Source organism: Spirochaetota bacterium (assembly GCA_017999915.1).
In the GTDB taxonomy this organism is placed as follows: domain Bacteria; phylum Spirochaetota; class UBA4802; order UBA4802; family UBA5550; genus RBG-16-49-21.
The window spans coordinates 20,170-34,386 of the sequence record JAGNKX010000006.1 but is presented as its reverse complement, the minus strand read 5'-3'; the positions used below and the strand labels follow the sequence as shown (position 1 = coordinate 34,386).

The window sequence follows — 14,217 nt, the reverse complement described above, 5'->3', positions numbered from 1 at the left end:
GTACATGAAAGGATCACGATCCGCGATCACCATCCCTCTCCTCTTCTCTCTTCTGGCGGCGGCGATTATCATGGCGTGCGATTCGCGGGCCCTCGCCGAACCATCGCCACGGGCGACAAAGGGCGTCCTTGACCTTTCCTCCTGGGATTTCAGCCACGACGGCCCAGTGAAGCTCCATGGCCAGTGGGAGTTTTACTGGGGGATGCTCCATGACCAGGGCATGCTGAAGCCCGGCCCGGTGCCACTCCTCACCGGATACATAAAAGTCCCATCAATCTGGACCGAACAGAAGGTGGGTGCGCGCCCTCTCCCGGTCACGGGAATGGCCACCTACCGGTTGAAGATACTCCTCCCTGAGCAGGCGCCCGCCAACCTTTCGATCAGGATGCCCGCTGTCGATACCGCCTACCGGCTCTTCGTCAACGGTGAAAAGCTCTACGAAAACGGCCCGATCGGCGCGACCGGCAAATCGTCAAAGCCGGTCCATTACATGCCGGTCCTGATTGAATTTCACCCGACAAAAGAAACATCGATCGTCATACACGTGTCGAACTTTCACTATCCCCGCCCCGGCCTCAGGGACGAGATAATTCTCGATGAGAAGAAAGCCCTCGTGGAAAAAAAAGAAAGCCTTCTTATCGTGGACATCTTCCTGATCGGATCGATTTTTATGATGTTCATGTACCATCTCGGATTCTATTATCTGAGGCGGAAAGACCTATCATCCCTCTACTTCTCCCTTTTCTGCCTCTGCACAGTCGGCCGCCTCGCGGTCATCGGGGAAGGGTACGCCTACCGCTTTCCCTGGTTCACCTGGAACATGGGCACCGCCGCCGAATACATTTTCTATTACTGCTGCGTCCTGACCTGCGCCCTCTACATGAGAAGCCTGTATCCGCGGGAAATACCGGCCCTTGCGATCAGGATCATCGCCGCCGTATGCGCCGTTTTCACGCTGATCGTCGCCGCTTCACCGATCATGATATACGCCAGGACCCTCATCGCCTTCAACCTCTTCGTGGGGCTCCTGATACTGCTGTTTATATATTACATCTCCCTCGCCATAGCGAGAAAACGTGAAGAGGCGAATATCTTCCTGGCCGGCACCGTGATACTGTTCATGACCGTCACCAATGACATTCTCTACAACTATCGCGTTATACAGACGACCTACATGATGGCCTACGGTCTCTTCATGTTTTTCTTCGTCCAGTCATTTCTTCTCTCCAGCCGCGTTTCCAGGGCCTTCTCCACCGCGGAGGAGCTATCGAGGGACCTGGAAATAAAAGTCACCGAAAGGACGCGGGAGCTCGAAATCGAGCGGAACAAGCTGCAGGCGCGCAACACTGAAATCGAGCGGGAAATCAACATGGCCCGGATGATACAGGAGCATCTCATCCCGTCCACGAGCCCCTGGAACAGCATCTGCTCGCTGTACCGCGCGATGCGGGCCGTCGGGGGCGATTTTTTCGATTTCATCCAGTTCAGGGACCAGGACAGGATCGGCATATTCCTGAGCGACGTGACGGGCCACGGCGTGCCCGCGGCGTTCATAACATCGATGATCAAGACCATCATCCTCCAGGCCGGCGAGCGGAAGAACAATCCGTCGGAGCTTTTACAGTACATCAACGAGGTCATCTTCAGCCAGACCGGCGACAACTTCATCACCGCCTTTTACTGCGTATACGACGCGTCGACAAGGACCCTCAGGTACGCCAACGCCGGGCACAACTATCCGTATATCATAACGCCCGGGGGCGTTTCCGAGCTGAGAGGATCCTCCAGCCTGCCTATAGGCATCATGGACAATGAATTGATGATACAGGAAGGCAAGGCCTATGTCACCAACGAGGTCACGCTTCCTTCGGGCGGCAAGCTGTTCATGTATACAGATGGCCTCTCCGAGGCCAGCCCCGTGAAGGGGCACCAGCTCATGTTCGAGGAGAACGGCCTGGCCGAGGCGCTGCGGCAGCTGGCGGCCCTGCCCTGCGGCGGTTTCGTGGATCAGCTCTTCAAAAGACTCGTGCAGTACCGGGGCAGCGACTCCTTCGAGGACGACGTGTGCATTATCTGTTTGGAAATTGAGTGAGGGACCTCTCACCTGACGCAGGCATAGTCCCGGGACAGGCCATTCTTCGAGAACACCACCTGCCACAGGTCATTGACCTTCGCCCTGAAGGAAGCGGCGCAGCTCAGAAAATAGTATTTCCAGGTGCGGAAGAACCGCTCGTCAAAGGCGCTCTTTACGCGGTCCCAGTTTTTTATAAAGTTTCCGTACCAGGCCATGAGGGTTCGGTCGTAGTGCTGTCCCAGGAAATGCCAGTCCTCGATGGTGAAGAGCCCCTCGGCGGCGGCGGCGATCTGCCTGGCCGACGGAATAAGGCCGTTGGGGAAAATGTACTTGTTGATCCAGGGGTCCCCCATCCGCGATGAGATGTTCGACCCGATGGTCTGGAGGAGGAAGAGGCCCCTTTCCTTCAGGGAACGGCAGGCCATCTCCATGAGCTTCCGGTGGTTCTTGTACCCCACGTGCTCGATCATGCCGCAGACCAGGACCTTGTCGAAGACGCCCCTGAAATCACGGTAGTCCGACTTGACTATCTCCACGGGCAGGCCCCGGCAGAATTCCCTGGCATAACGCAGCTGCTCGTCGGATATGGTGATCCCGGTGACGCGGCACCCGTACCGCTCAGCCGCGAACCTGGCGAAGCCGCCCCACCCGCACCCGATGTCGAGGACCGAGTCGTCCGGCGATACCATGAGCTTCCGGCAGATGAGGTCGAGCTTCTGCTCCTGGGCCCTGGCGAGATCCTCGGTGTCATTGAAATAGCCGCAGGTGTACTGGTTGTAGGGATCAAGGAAGGAGAGGTACAGGTTCACGTCCAGGTCATAATGCTTCTTCACCACCAGGTGGGACCGTGCCCTGTTCTGCATATTGATGAACAGGGACGCCAGTATAGCCAGCAAGGACCTGGGATTCACCGTCTCGTTCAAGCGGGCGCGGAAGACCCTGTCGAAGAACTGGTCCAGGGCCTCGCAGTCCCACCACCCGTCGCTGTACGATTCGCCCAGGGCAAGGGAGCCGCCCCTGAAGACCTTCGCGAGAAACTCGTCGTTGTGCACCTGGATGTCCCAGGGCCTGGGACCGTCAACGCGGATATCCGCCGAATTGAAGAGATTTTCAATGTACCGGCATATCTTTTTGTGGATCATAAGGCACCTCACTGAACCAACGAGATAGACTTCTCTCAAATGCCATGATCAGGTCCGTGAATGTCCGCTGCCGCCTTTTGATATAGATATAATAATTAAGAAATGAGGGATAATCAAATAATTATGGAGGTGCCCCCGAAGGCAGGGATGCACATCCTCGCCTTCGGGTCATGCAATCAGAATTCCACCGCGGTCTTCATGGCCCTGTGGCGGCCCTTGTGCACGTTCACCTCGATCATCTTCCTGAAATCTTCGATCCTGAACCTGTGGGTGAGCATGTCATCAACGCGGACCTTCCTCTTCGCGATCAGGTCAAGGGCAATCTCGAAAGCCTGCTTCCTGCCGCCCCTGACATCATTGTAGCGATAAGCGTAACAGCCCTTCACGGTCTGGAGCTTGAGCCAGATAGGCGTGAGGTCCAGCTTCACCTCCTTGCCGATGCCGAGCACAGAAAGGGTCCCCTTCGTGGCGAGAATACGAAGCGAGTTGTTGATGGTCTCCCGGTGACCCACGGTATCGAATATCCGGTCGAAGCCTCCCATCACGATCCGCTCTCCCAGGAGGGGCTTGTACGCCCTGCCGCCGGCGATATCCACGGCCGCGTCAATGAGACTGCCGCCGATGACCCTGTCGGCTCCGGACTCCTTCGCATAAGCTGCCGCGAACCCGGAGGGCTCCACCACGGTGATATCGCAGCCGCTCCCCAGGGCGCGTATGGCCTTGACCGTCATGGCGCCGATGACGCCGCCGCCTATGACCAGGACCCGGTCGCGGTTGCCCGGCAGGTTGTCCAGCACCGCCTGGAGGCCCACGGCCAGGGGCTCGGTCAGGGTCGCCGATTCGGGCGATACGCCCTTCGGCACCGGCACCACCTGGCTCTTATGGACTGCCACGTACTCGGCGAAGCCGCCGTTAATATCCCTGCAGATGCCGATGAACATGCCCGGCGCCATGTTCCCCTCGGCGAAATTCTCGCAGTTCCCCGGGACGCCGGCGGCGCAGCTCTTGCATACCGGCTTGATCCCCCGCGTGTCACAGTTGAGTACCGGGATCGCGGTGACCAGGTCGCCTATCTTCACCGACTTCACGGCGCTTCCCGTTTCGACTATTTCGCCGCAGAACTCGTGGCCCGGCACGCAGGGGAAGGAGGTGAAAGGCATGGCCGTAGGCGAGTCCTTCATGAACATGAGGTTGATGTCGCTCCCGCAGAGGCCGCAGAGCCTGATCCTTATCTTCACCCAATCCTGCGATGGCAGCTTCGGCTCCGGGATATCGGCAAGGCTGATCGTCGAAAAGGGCCCGTTGTAGCAGAACTTGAGGCTCAGGGGCCGCAGCACCTGCAGAGCGGCGAACCGCAGCGGATCGAGATTGAGCATTAAAGCCTTCATGAGATACCTCCACGGATATTTCTGTTAGCCCCGGTAGCCCCGGGTTTAAACCCGGGGCTACCGGGTATCAATCCATCTTCAGCGATTGATAAAACAGCGGCGTCGCCGGGCTCGTCACCGTGGGGTCCGTCATGACGTTCACGCAGGCGGGCTTGCCCGAGGCAAAGGCCCGCTCCAGCGCCGGTATGATCTCCTCGTCCCTGGTGACGAACTCGCCGTGGCCGCCGAGGCCCTCGGCCAGCTTCTCGTAATGCCGCGTGCCCAGCTCGGCGCACTGGAGCCGGTCCTTGCCTATGGACAGCTCCTGGCTGTGCTTGATCATGCCCCAGGCGCAGTCGTTGTTGACCACGACCACCACCGGGATATTGTGGCGCACCATGGTGTCGAACTCCATGGAGTTAAAGCCGAAGGAGCCGTCGCCGTTGAGGACCACGACCTTCTTGTCGGGCCGGGCGAGCTTCGCCGCCATGCCGAAGGGGATGCCGGTGCCCAGGCACCCGAGGAGGCCCGCCGCCGAGGCTATGACCCCGGCCTTCTGCCGCGTCATGAAGCCGAGTCCGAAATACTGGGTATCGCCGCCGTCAGCCACATAGATGGCGTCGCTTCCCACGAACTTCTGTATCTGGGAAACGAGGCGGATCGGATGGATAGGATCGGACGCCGTTTCCCGCATCCTTATCTCGTAGTCCAGTATGGAACTTCCCGCCGACTTCAGGGTCTTTATCCAATCGCCGTGGTCGATCTTCTGAACGAAGGGGAGAAGCTGGTCGAGGACGGAGCCGATATCGCCGACCAGGCCGACCGTGGCCTCCACGTTGCGGTTGATCTCGTGGGGATCGATATCTATCCTGATCATCTTCACCGTCGGCGGGATGATCTTGCCGAACTGCAGGAGCCAGTTGAACCGGAGGCCGGCGGCGATGATCACGTCGTTCTGGCCGATGGCGAAAAAGAGGCCCAGGTTGCCCATGTCCATGACCGACAGGGGATGATCGTCCGGAAGCTCGCCCCTGCCGTAATTGAGCAGCATGAAGGGGACACCGGTCTTATCCACGAACCGCCCGAGGCTCTCGGAGCAGCCGCTGAAGTTCACGCCGCTGCCGCCGAGGAAGAGGGGCTTCTTCGCGTTGTTGATGATCTCCGCCGCGGCCTTGAGTTCGCCGTCGTCGGGATGGACGGTGAATTTCGGCGTGGACCTGGCCGGCATGGGCGCGAGGGACTCGTCCACCTTTATATTGAGGATATCCGGGGGCAACTCGAGGAACACGGGTCCGGGCCGTCCCTCGGTGGCGTTCCTGAAGGCTATGGCCATGTACTCCGGGATGCGCTTCGTGTCATAGCAGGTGGCCGCCCATTTTGTTATGGGCCTGACGACCTCGATCTGGTTCATCTCCTGGAGCGCGCCCTTCAGGTCGTCCCGGATCGGCGCCCTGCCGCAGAGCACCACCAGGGGGGCGTTGTCCAGGTAGGCGTTGGCTATGCCGGTGACGCCGTTGGTGAAGCCGGGACCGGCGGTGAGGAAGCACACCCCCGGCTTGCCCGTGTAAATGGATATGGCGTGGGCCATCATCGCCGCCGCCTGCTCATGCCGCACGTCTATGGTGCGGATCTTGTATTCCGTAAAGCCGTCCAGCATCGCCTCGATATGCCCGCCGGAAATGCCGAAGACGGTGTCGATTTTTTCTACTTCTTTCAGGTATTTGGCAACCAGGTGCCCGCCGCTTATCTGAGCCATTGTGTTCCTCCTCATTGTTGTTGATTGAGCACATGTTATTGAGACATTCCCCTCCCTCGATGGGAGTGGAAAGGGGAGGGTGAAAAAGATCATTATCACATACCAAAACCGCTATTGTGCTTTCATTGTATCACCCCCTCCTAACCTCCCCCATCAAGGGGGAGGGACAGGCCTCCTACATCACCAGCTTCACGCCGTCGTTGAACCACTGGGCGAAAAAGGCCATGCCGTCGAGCTTCATCTTCCCCGCGGCCGCGGCCATGAACTGCTCCTCGTCGCTCTTCGACGCCATCACCCTGAAGCCGGTCTTCGCGTCGGACCAGACGATGGCCGCGTCATAGGGGTGCCGGGCGCCTCCTTTCGTGAGAACGTCGCCCTTGTCGAAGATGAAGAGCCTCCCCCGCTTCCCGTCGGCGGTCTTGATCATGATCTTCACCTGGTGAATGGAGCCGATGTAGTTGCGGTACGCGGGCCTGTGCTTCGATGCCCATTTCAGTATCCTGTGCAGAACAAAAAGCAGCAGCGTGAATCTCATAGGCTTCTCCTGTATAACGTGATCGCGGCGGCCGGTAGTGATCTCACTCAGGGCCTGCCGCCGTATGTATCCTTCACCCACCGGCCGATGGCTTCCATCGCTTCCTCGTAGGAATGCGTCGTGCGCCAGCCGAGCTCGGTGCGGGCAAGGGTAGTGTCCACATCGTTGTTCCTGCCCAGGACGCCGGCGTTGAGACGCGTCAGCGGCGCGCGGACCTGGAGCGGGTTCAGTATCTTTTCCATCACAAAACCGAGGGACCAGGCCAGGCGGAACGGAATTCTCCCGCAGGGCTTCCGGCCGATGAAGGACCCAAGGGCCGTGATGTACTCTTTCCAGGTGGCGGTCCAGTCGTCCCTGAAGTGGTAGGCCTTCCCCCGGGCTATGTCCATGGTGCCGGCGCGGATGATGCCGTCCGCCAGGCTGTCCACGTACACGAAGCTGGTGGGATGGCGGCCGCCGTCGAAGAGGGGGACCGGCATTTTTTTCATCTGGTCGATTATGTCCCGGACCCACACGCTCCCGGGCCCGGTCACGTTGGCGGGCCGCACGATGGTGCAGGCGATGGTCCCCCCGTCATGGTAGCGCCGCACCAGCGCCTCGGCGTCTGCCTTGGCGTCGTTATAGTACACGCCTGATTTGCGGGGCGGGTCTGTCTCCTTCACGCCCCTGAGGTGCCGTCCCATGCCCAGGGCGGCGATGGAGCTTACGTACACGAAGCGGGAGGCCTTTCCCTCCGCCTCCTTCAGGAGGCTTTCGGTGGCGCCGTATATGGCGTCGTAGAACTGCTTTTTCGTGCCCCAGTCGGTGACGCGGGCCGCCAGGTGGAACACCGTGTCGACGCCGTCGCAGATTCCCCGGAGGCTTTCGGGCCGGGTCAGGTCGCCGCGGACGATCTCCGCTCCCATCTTCACCAGGTCATAGGCCTGCTCCTGGGGAAAGGCCAGGGCCCTGACCTTGTGCCCCCGGGCAATGAGCTCCTTTACCAGGACGGACCCGATAAAACCGCTTACCCCCGTGACCAGTGCCTTCATAGAGTACTCCTCCCGGTGATGTCAGCCGGTGCGTCAGCCATGACGCATTTCTATCATATTCAGCGGCGCCTGTCGACCGTACTTATAAAGTCATACGAAAAAATTCAAGCAGGGCGGCCCTGCTTGAATTCCCGCGGAGTCATTCCCGTCATCTTCTTGAAGGCGCTGTTGAACGAGGACTTTGAATTGAACCCGACCTGGAAGCAGACGGAGATGATGTTCGCGTCCGGATTGTCCCGGAGGAGCCGCTTGGCCTCGTCGATGCGGTAGCGGTTCACGAAGTCCCAGAACCCGGTGTTCATCAGCTCGTTCAGCACCTGGGAAAGCTGGTGGGGCGTTATGGAGAGCCTCTCAGCCACGGAGGCGAGGGACACGTCGCTGTCGCGAAAGAGCCCCTCATCCGACATGAGCTCCTCCAGGCGGTCCCTGATGATGTCCGTGTCAAGGCCGCGGAGCATCGATTTCTCGTAGCGCTTTTTCCTGATCTCGCGCTTCAGCTCGAAGAAGAACTGCGGGTACGCCCTGATCCCGATGTAGAGGGAGATGTGGACCCAGACGTTGATGATGCCGCCGGCAATGAACACCGCCGGGCTTCCGCCCAGGAACCCGCCGGCGAGGAACGCGATGACCAGGAGTATGCCTATGGCGATATAGAGGATGAAGCGGAACCCCCGCGGCGATCCGCTGATGCCCACGTCCGACAGGGCCACCTTGATGATGGCCGCGACATAGATGAGGATGTGGGCCACCACCGCGGCCAGCAGGTAAACCAGCGGGGAACCGAGGGGATCGGCCAGGAAAGCGCCGATCATTTCCATCTTGAACGCCGCGGGCTGGAGCTGGAACAGGACCTCGGCGATGAAGCACGCCATGGCCGGTGCCAGGTGGAGCGCGACCCGGTAGGGGAGCGGCGCTCCCGGATAGAGCAGGGTGTGATAGTAGAAGAGGTTCAGCGGCCCGATGATGACAAGGGACGTTATAAAAAGGAAGATCGAAGCGGGATACTCCTGGGGAACGCCGCGGGCGATCAGGGCCGTTCCCAGCATGATCACGGCATTGAAGATGTAGAAAAGGATACCCGGCGCGGTCCCCTTCCCGGATTCAGGCATGCGCTCCAGGGCCTGCAGCAGGCAGAGTCCGCACCCGAACAAGGTAATTTCGATTCCTATGGTAACAAGCATTGCCGTATCAGGAACGTTCCCCGTAATCCCCTGCCATCACGTCTCAAGGGCGCTTTTGTAATCAGATCATCGGCTGCGGTCCTGGGTCCGCTTCGTTTCATCGTCCCGGCCTCGGCCGCCTCATGCCTCCGTCCTGGGGCTTCCTGCCGGGTCGGCGCTTGCCGCCGTCCCTCAGGCGCTCCCGGTGCCTTTTTATCCTTTCGCCGATCTCGTTCCTGATCCTGGCGTTAAGCCTCTTGAACCCGCGTGACTTCTGCATGGAATCGAACCGGTCCGCCAGTCCGTCCAGGTCCCTCTTCTGAAGCATCAGCACGGATATCTTCACCCGCCTGGCGACGATCTCCTTCACCAGCGACCGGTTCATCGAAACCGAATGGTCCTCGGTAACGGCCTCCCCGATCTCACGGATGACGGCTCCCGCCAGCACGGGGTGGACCATGATCGATCCGGTCAGCACATCGACGCGGGAGAGGTCGTCATCGGCGCTTACGCGGAAGCTGGTGCCCCTGACCGACGCGATCTGGGTGTGCGTCTTGACCCGGTACGTTTCGCCGCGCACCAGGTTCGACAGCATTATCATGATGCTGCCCGCGCTCATGTCCAGGTCCGGGTCATCGGCCTTTTTCGCCAGGGCGGAAACGGCAACCCTCGTCTTTTCCTCGACCCGCACGAGGCCGCGGTCGCCCCAGGAGATATCGGCCATGGAGCTCCCGCCGGTCATGATGACGTCCCCGCCGATCAGCGCCTGGTCCACCGCCGCATGCCTGGTGACGCCGCCGGAAATGATCTTCACGTCTCCCGCGATCGCCTCCACGTGATACTGCGCCTGGCCCCCCTCAATCCGGGGGATCAGGAACATCGCCGCTGCCGCCGCCGTTACTATTCTCATCCGCATGGTCATAATCACTCACCTCCCCGCCGGAATTTTCCCCATCACCGTCAGTACCTGAAGGCGACATTGACGGTCACCGTGTGGTTTCAGAAGGATTTGCCGATATCCTTCAGCCTCATGTAGGGGTTGACATTCAACCGCTTTCCGCGCATTGCCCTGAACATCGACAGGTATGAGCGGAATTCAAGGAACTTCCTTTTCATGGGATCCATGGATGGCGCGATGTTGTACGTCGGCGCATAGGCCGCGGACAGGCTCGCGTATTCGAAGAGATTGACGATCCCCTCTATATCGCCCCCCGCCTGGATATACTTGTCCGATCCCCACCCGGCGGTGACCCCGGCCTTGAGGGAAAAGAACCTGCAGGTTTCCGAGGAGACGCCGAGCTTACCCGTATGGGAATAATAGATGACGCTATCGTTCTTGAAGGTATAGGCATTTTTGAAGGAATATGGATTTTCGAAGTAGGTATGATAATAATCATAGCCGAGATCAAGGCCGGTGCTCTCGATAATATGCCATGTGAAGACCGGTGACAGGGTGTACTCCGCAAGATGCTTGGTGTTCTGTTTCTTGAAGTCCTTGTACTTGTAATGCAGCAACAGCCGATCGAAAAGCGTATAGGGAGGGGCGGCATACATCAATATGGACAGCTTGTCCTTCCTGTCGTCCGAATGGAACTTGTAATCGATCTTCCTGTAATTGCCCGTGAACCCCAGGCTGACCGGAGTAAAATCGAGGTAAAAACCGCCGGTTGCGTCATGGGTCTTGTAATAATGGGATCTGTCGCCGGTCCAGTAGCGGTACTCGGCCAGAATTTCGATCCCCTTGTAGGGATAGACCGAAAAAGCGATCTTGGGCTGGGTGCAATTGACCGTTTCGTACGCGCCCTCGCCGCTCGTTATCTGATAGTCCCAGATGCGGGAAATGCCGAAGGTGAACTTCAGGTAGGCATGGTTAAGGAAGATATCCACATAGGGCTGGGAGTAATAACTCTTCGGCACGGTCCCTTCAGCATAAGCTCCATTGTATCCCGCTTCAAACCCGACGATCCTTGGCCTCCTGGCGTCCCCTTCCCCGGCGCTCCCCCCTGTCGCATCGCCGGTTTTTTCCTTTTCCTCCGCTTCCCCGGGGTTCTCCCGGGCTGACAAGGGAGCCCACGGCCCCTGGCTGATCAATAGTACGGTAATTATGATGGCCGGCATTTTAAACAGCAGTTTTTTCATAAACCGATCCCCTCTGTTTATGGATATGACAACCCGAAGCCCGCAGCGGAGAAAATGACCTTATTCAATATAACAATCACAGGCACAATATTTTTCAAATCATTTTCTCTGAAGGATGGATAAAATACCCCGCGGCAAGTTCCGGGGTTTGCGCGCCGCGATACATAAAAAAAGGCCGCCGGATACGGTCACGGCAGCCTTTACTGCTTCATCTTTGATTCTTTATTCGATTCTTATTTCACATCTTCCGGATTGTCTTTCATTTCGTCCTTTTTTTCAACATGCTTTTTATGGCTTTTTGCTTTCTTTGCATGATGTTTTTTCTTGCTCTTGTTTTTCTTAGCCTGCTTTTTTTCCTTCTTGGCATGCTTCTTGTCTTTTTTTACTTCTTTCGGCTCTTCGACTTTTTTCGCGGACCCTTCTTTTTCAAGCATGGACCCTTCGTCTTTGACATCCTGGGCCATGAGTGATACCGGCAGGACCAGCATGAATGATACTACGATCGATAATAACTTTTTCATTATATGTTCCTTAATAATTAATATAGATTATCATTAAATTAATAAAAAAAACGCGGATTCCGGTACCGGGGTATTAAATCCGCGCTTTTTTTTGTTCAACCGTTTGAAGAGGTCAAATTACTTCTTTTTCTTTTCGTCAACTTTCTTGTCGGCTTTCTTGTCAGCTTTCTTCTCGTCGGCTTTCTTGTCAGCTTTCTTGTCAGCTTTCTTGTCAGCTTTCTTGTCGGCTTTCTTGTCGTCGGCTTTCTTTTCTACTTTCTTGTCTTCAGCTTTCTTTTCTACTTTTTTGTCAGCTTTGGGATCAGCTTTTTTGTCAGCGCTGTAGCCCATCATTGTCAGACCAAATACCATAGCGATAGCAACTGCAAGAATCTTTTTCATGTTTGATTTCTCCTGTAAAATTGTATTTTCCCGGAACCAAATTTTATTGCAGTATTTAATGCAACTATATTATATGACATAGCTGTTACAAAATGCGGCCATTTTTATAGAAAAAATGTTACCAAAAGATAAAATTTCAGGCTTTTACAGGCAATTTTCAGCGGAATTATACCGTTATATTTACAAATTGGCACGCAATAAAGACGCCACAGAGGACCTTTTACAGGAAACCTTTGAAAAATTTATAGCCTACACGGCTGAAAAAGAGATCCAGGATGAAAAAATCCGCGCTTTTTTATATAAAACAGCCCATAATCTCTCCATTAATTACCTTATAAAACAAAACAGAACCCATCCGGGTGAACTTCAGGACATGGAGGAAAACCTCAGGACCGAGGACAGGCACCTCGATCGACTTGTCCTGGATGACCTTAACCGTGCAATCTACAGGATCCTGGAATCAACGGATCCGGAATCGCGGTCCATCTTCATAATGCACAAGGAAGATGGCATGACCTACGAGGAAGTGGCGGCCGCCCTTTCAATCTCCGCGCGGACGGTGCGGAGAAGGATAAAAAATGTCCTTGACCTTCTCTATGCTGAGTTAAAAAAAGATGGTTTTTTGACATAATTTTGTCCAAAACACAGGGGCCGATTGTTATACTATATGAGGACGTTATCATGAATGGCCATGTGACAAAAACAATTCTGATCGGCTACATTCAGAAAACATTGAATGAGCGAAAGGTCATGGCCGTCAGAAATCATCTCGAAACGTGCGATAGCTGCCGGAAAAACCTCGCCATTTTTGCCAAGGCCCTTTCTCCATCAGGTGAAAAAAAGATAAAGCCGGCCAGGTCGGTCCTTGCGGGCGTTCTTGATTATTACGACAATTACGACAGCAGCCGCGCGGTACCGGCGCCGGTTCCGCGCAAGCTCCAACTCAGATACGCGGTCATCGCCCTCGGCGCCGCCTGCGCCTGCGTCCTCATCTTTGCCCTGCATACCCGCCTGCAGTATGAGAGCGCCCCGATATACGCTTCCAAGGTGAAAGGCACGGTCAGGGCTGATACACACATCCTCCGCAAGGGGCAGGAGGTCAGGCCGGGGGTCCTTCTCACGACCGGGGACGATTCAAAGCTGGCCATCATGTATGGAAAGATAATGAAGCTCATCGCCGGCCCCCAATCCCGGATATCCATCACGAAGTCCCATATCGACAAGAAAAGCGGCAAGATCTATATCGAGATGGTCATAGACAAAGGCTCCATCTTTGCCGAGACAGTCAAGGGATGGAAGCTCCAGTATACCCTCATAACGCCCCACGGTAAGGTGTCATCGGCGGGATCACGGCTGGCCATGAGGGTCGAGCCGCAAAAGACCAGGGTCATGGTAAAAGACGGCTCCGCCAGCATTTCCTCCAACAGGGGACATTCAATCGACTCCGAGGAGGGAAGCGGATATTCCATAACCGACAAGGAAGTAACGTCGGCCATGGATTCGACCGATGACGAGGCCGATGAGAACGGCACCCTCTACGATGAAACGGTGCGAGACCTCCTTGGCGACGACAGCGATGACGGCGATTCGATAATCCAGTAAAGGGCCCGCCCGGGCCGGACAACATGGTCTTTGCTCACAACCTTATCCGTCATTAAATCCTCACCAGATTACCCCGTGGCCCGATTTGTGCTTTAAAAAAATATTTCTGTTTTTTCATTCAAAAAACTTGATTAATCGACCAATGCTTTTTATATTAATTACAGACGTTCAGCCTGTCACTAAAGAATCAGCACCGCAAGTGCGATCTTAAGCTTGATTAAAGCAGATGTGATAAAAGCTGAAGAATATGGGTTCAAGGAACATCTATGATCAACGGTTCGTAGGAAGCCACCCGGGAGGGTGGCTTCCGCTATTAATGGCTGTTGCCGCAATCGAAAAAAAATAACCCGGGGTACCCAACTGCCCCGGGCTTCTGTTAACGGTCGTGCTGCAGATGTTACACTCAAACATGATAATGCAATCTCAGGGATTGCATTTCACATCCCCCCGCGTAACATTTAAAGAATTAGTTCCAGAACTCCTCCTTTATAAGTATAAGAATTCTCCTT

General features: G+C 56.2%; 13 protein-coding genes. 3 read left to right on the top strand and 10 right to left on the bottom strand.

All coding sequences use genetic code 11. The features are described from left to right. Positions 1-4: 4 nt before the first annotated feature. A complete protein-coding gene (locus tag KA369_10145; GenBank protein MBP7736319.1) occupies positions 5-2,092 on the top strand; it encodes a SpoIIE family protein phosphatase in 2,088 nt (695 codons plus the stop codon). Between the two features lie 8 nt (positions 2,093-2,100). Here KA369_10145 and cfa read toward each other — a convergent pair whose 3' ends face one another. The 10 genes from cfa to KA369_10095 all read right to left on the bottom strand — a co-directional run bounded on the left by cfa (position 2,101) and on the right by KA369_10095 (position 12,106). After that, positions 2,101-3,216 (bottom strand): cyclopropane fatty acyl phospholipid synthase, encoded by a 1,116-nt coding sequence (gene cfa / locus KA369_10140; GenBank protein ID MBP7736318.1) that lies wholly within the window; start codon positions 3,214-3,216, stop codon positions 2,101-2,103. A gap of 176 nt (positions 3,217-3,392) precedes the next feature. Continuing rightward, positions 3,393-4,604 (bottom strand): alcohol dehydrogenase catalytic domain-containing protein, encoded by a 1,212-nt coding sequence (locus tag KA369_10135; protein ID MBP7736317.1) that lies wholly within the window; start codon positions 4,602-4,604, stop codon positions 3,393-3,395. 67 nt (positions 4,605-4,671) lie between these two features. Beyond that, positions 4,672-6,339 (bottom strand): thiamine pyrophosphate-binding protein, encoded by a 1,668-nt coding sequence (locus KA369_10130; protein ID MBP7736316.1) that lies wholly within the window; start codon positions 6,337-6,339, stop codon positions 4,672-4,674. Positions 6,340-6,514: 175 nt separating this feature from the next. Continuing rightward, positions 6,515-6,874, bottom strand: a complete 360-nt coding sequence (locus KA369_10125; protein MBP7736315.1) for a hypothetical protein — start codon at positions 6,872-6,874, stop codon at positions 6,515-6,517. Positions 6,875-6,921: 47 nt separating this feature from the next. Continuing rightward, entirely contained in the window at positions 6,922-7,905 is a 984-nt protein-coding gene (locus tag KA369_10120) for an NAD-dependent epimerase/dehydratase family protein (protein MBP7736314.1), read from the bottom strand. A 104-nt stretch (positions 7,906-8,009) separates the two neighbouring features. Continuing rightward, on the bottom strand, positions 8,010-9,086 hold the full coding sequence (locus KA369_10115) for an AraC family transcriptional regulator (protein MBP7736313.1): 1,077 nt from the start codon (positions 9,084-9,086) through the stop codon (positions 8,010-8,012). 97 nt (positions 9,087-9,183) lie between these two features. Continuing rightward, on the bottom strand, positions 9,184-9,987 hold the full coding sequence (locus KA369_10110) for a FecR domain-containing protein (protein MBP7736312.1): 804 nt from the start codon (positions 9,985-9,987) through the stop codon (positions 9,184-9,186). Positions 9,988-10,064: 77 nt separating this feature from the next. Then, positions 10,065-11,204: a hypothetical protein gene (locus KA369_10105; protein MBP7736311.1), complete on the bottom strand. Its 1,140-nt coding sequence runs from the start codon at positions 11,202-11,204 to the stop codon at positions 10,065-10,067. Positions 11,205-11,437: 233 nt separating this feature from the next. Then, positions 11,438-11,725, bottom strand: a complete 288-nt coding sequence (locus tag KA369_10100; GenBank protein MBP7736310.1) for a hypothetical protein — start codon at positions 11,723-11,725, stop codon at positions 11,438-11,440. A 117-nt stretch (positions 11,726-11,842) separates the two neighbouring features. After that, positions 11,843-12,106, bottom strand: a complete 264-nt coding sequence (locus KA369_10095) for a hypothetical protein (protein MBP7736309.1) — start codon at positions 12,104-12,106, stop codon at positions 11,843-11,845. A 115-nt stretch (positions 12,107-12,221) separates the two neighbouring features. Here KA369_10095 and KA369_10090 point away from each other — a divergent pair, with 115 nt between their 5' ends. Together KA369_10090 and KA369_10085 are read left to right on the top strand one after the other, a co-directional pair. Next, entirely contained in the window at positions 12,222-12,737 is a 516-nt protein-coding gene (locus KA369_10090) for an RNA polymerase sigma factor (protein ID MBP7736308.1), read from the top strand. Between the two features lie 62 nt (positions 12,738-12,799). Then, entirely contained in the window at positions 12,800-13,708 is a 909-nt protein-coding gene (locus tag KA369_10085; GenBank protein ID MBP7736307.1) for a FecR domain-containing protein, read from the top strand. The last annotated feature ends 509 nt before the right edge of the window (positions 13,709-14,217 follow it).

What these genes read in the sequence shown, in the direction of transcription:
- cfa (MBP7736318.1), bottom strand. Translation starts at nt 3,216, where the DNA reads ATGATCCACAAAAAGATATGCCGGTACATTGAAAATCTCTTCAATTCG.
- KA369_10115 (MBP7736313.1), bottom strand. Translation starts at nt 9,086, where the DNA reads ATGCTTGTTACCATAGGAATCGAAATTACCTTGTTCGGGTGCGGACTC.
- KA369_10125 (MBP7736315.1), bottom strand. Translation starts at nt 6,874, where the DNA reads ATGAGATTCACGCTGCTGCTTTTTGTTCTGCACAGGATACTGAAATGG.
- KA369_10130 (MBP7736316.1), bottom strand. Translation starts at nt 6,339, where the DNA reads ATGGCTCAGATAAGCGGCGGGCACCTGGTTGCCAAATACCTGAAAGAA.
- KA369_10145 (MBP7736319.1), top strand. Translation starts at nt 5, where the DNA reads ATGAAAGGATCACGATCCGCGATCACCATCCCTCTCCTCTTCTCTCTT.
- KA369_10100 (MBP7736310.1), bottom strand. Translation starts at nt 11,725, where the DNA reads ATGAAAAAGTTATTATCGATCGTAGTATCATTCATGCTGGTCCTGCCG.
- KA369_10090 (MBP7736308.1), top strand. Translation starts at nt 12,222, where the DNA reads ATGTTACCAAAAGATAAAATTTCAGGCTTTTACAGGCAATTTTCAGCG.
- KA369_10135 (MBP7736317.1), bottom strand. Translation starts at nt 4,604, where the DNA reads ATGAAGGCTTTAATGCTCAATCTCGATCCGCTGCGGTTCGCCGCTCTG.
- KA369_10095 (MBP7736309.1), bottom strand. Translation starts at nt 12,106, where the DNA reads ATGAAAAAGATTCTTGCAGTTGCTATCGCTATGGTATTTGGTCTGACA.
- KA369_10110 (MBP7736312.1), bottom strand. Translation starts at nt 9,987, where the DNA reads ATGACCATGCGGATGAGAATAGTAACGGCGGCGGCAGCGGCGATGTTC.
- KA369_10105 (MBP7736311.1), bottom strand. Translation starts at nt 11,204, where the DNA reads ATGAAAAAACTGCTGTTTAAAATGCCGGCCATCATAATTACCGTACTA.
- KA369_10120 (MBP7736314.1), bottom strand. Translation starts at nt 7,905, where the DNA reads ATGAAGGCACTGGTCACGGGGGTAAGCGGTTTTATCGGGTCCGTCCTG.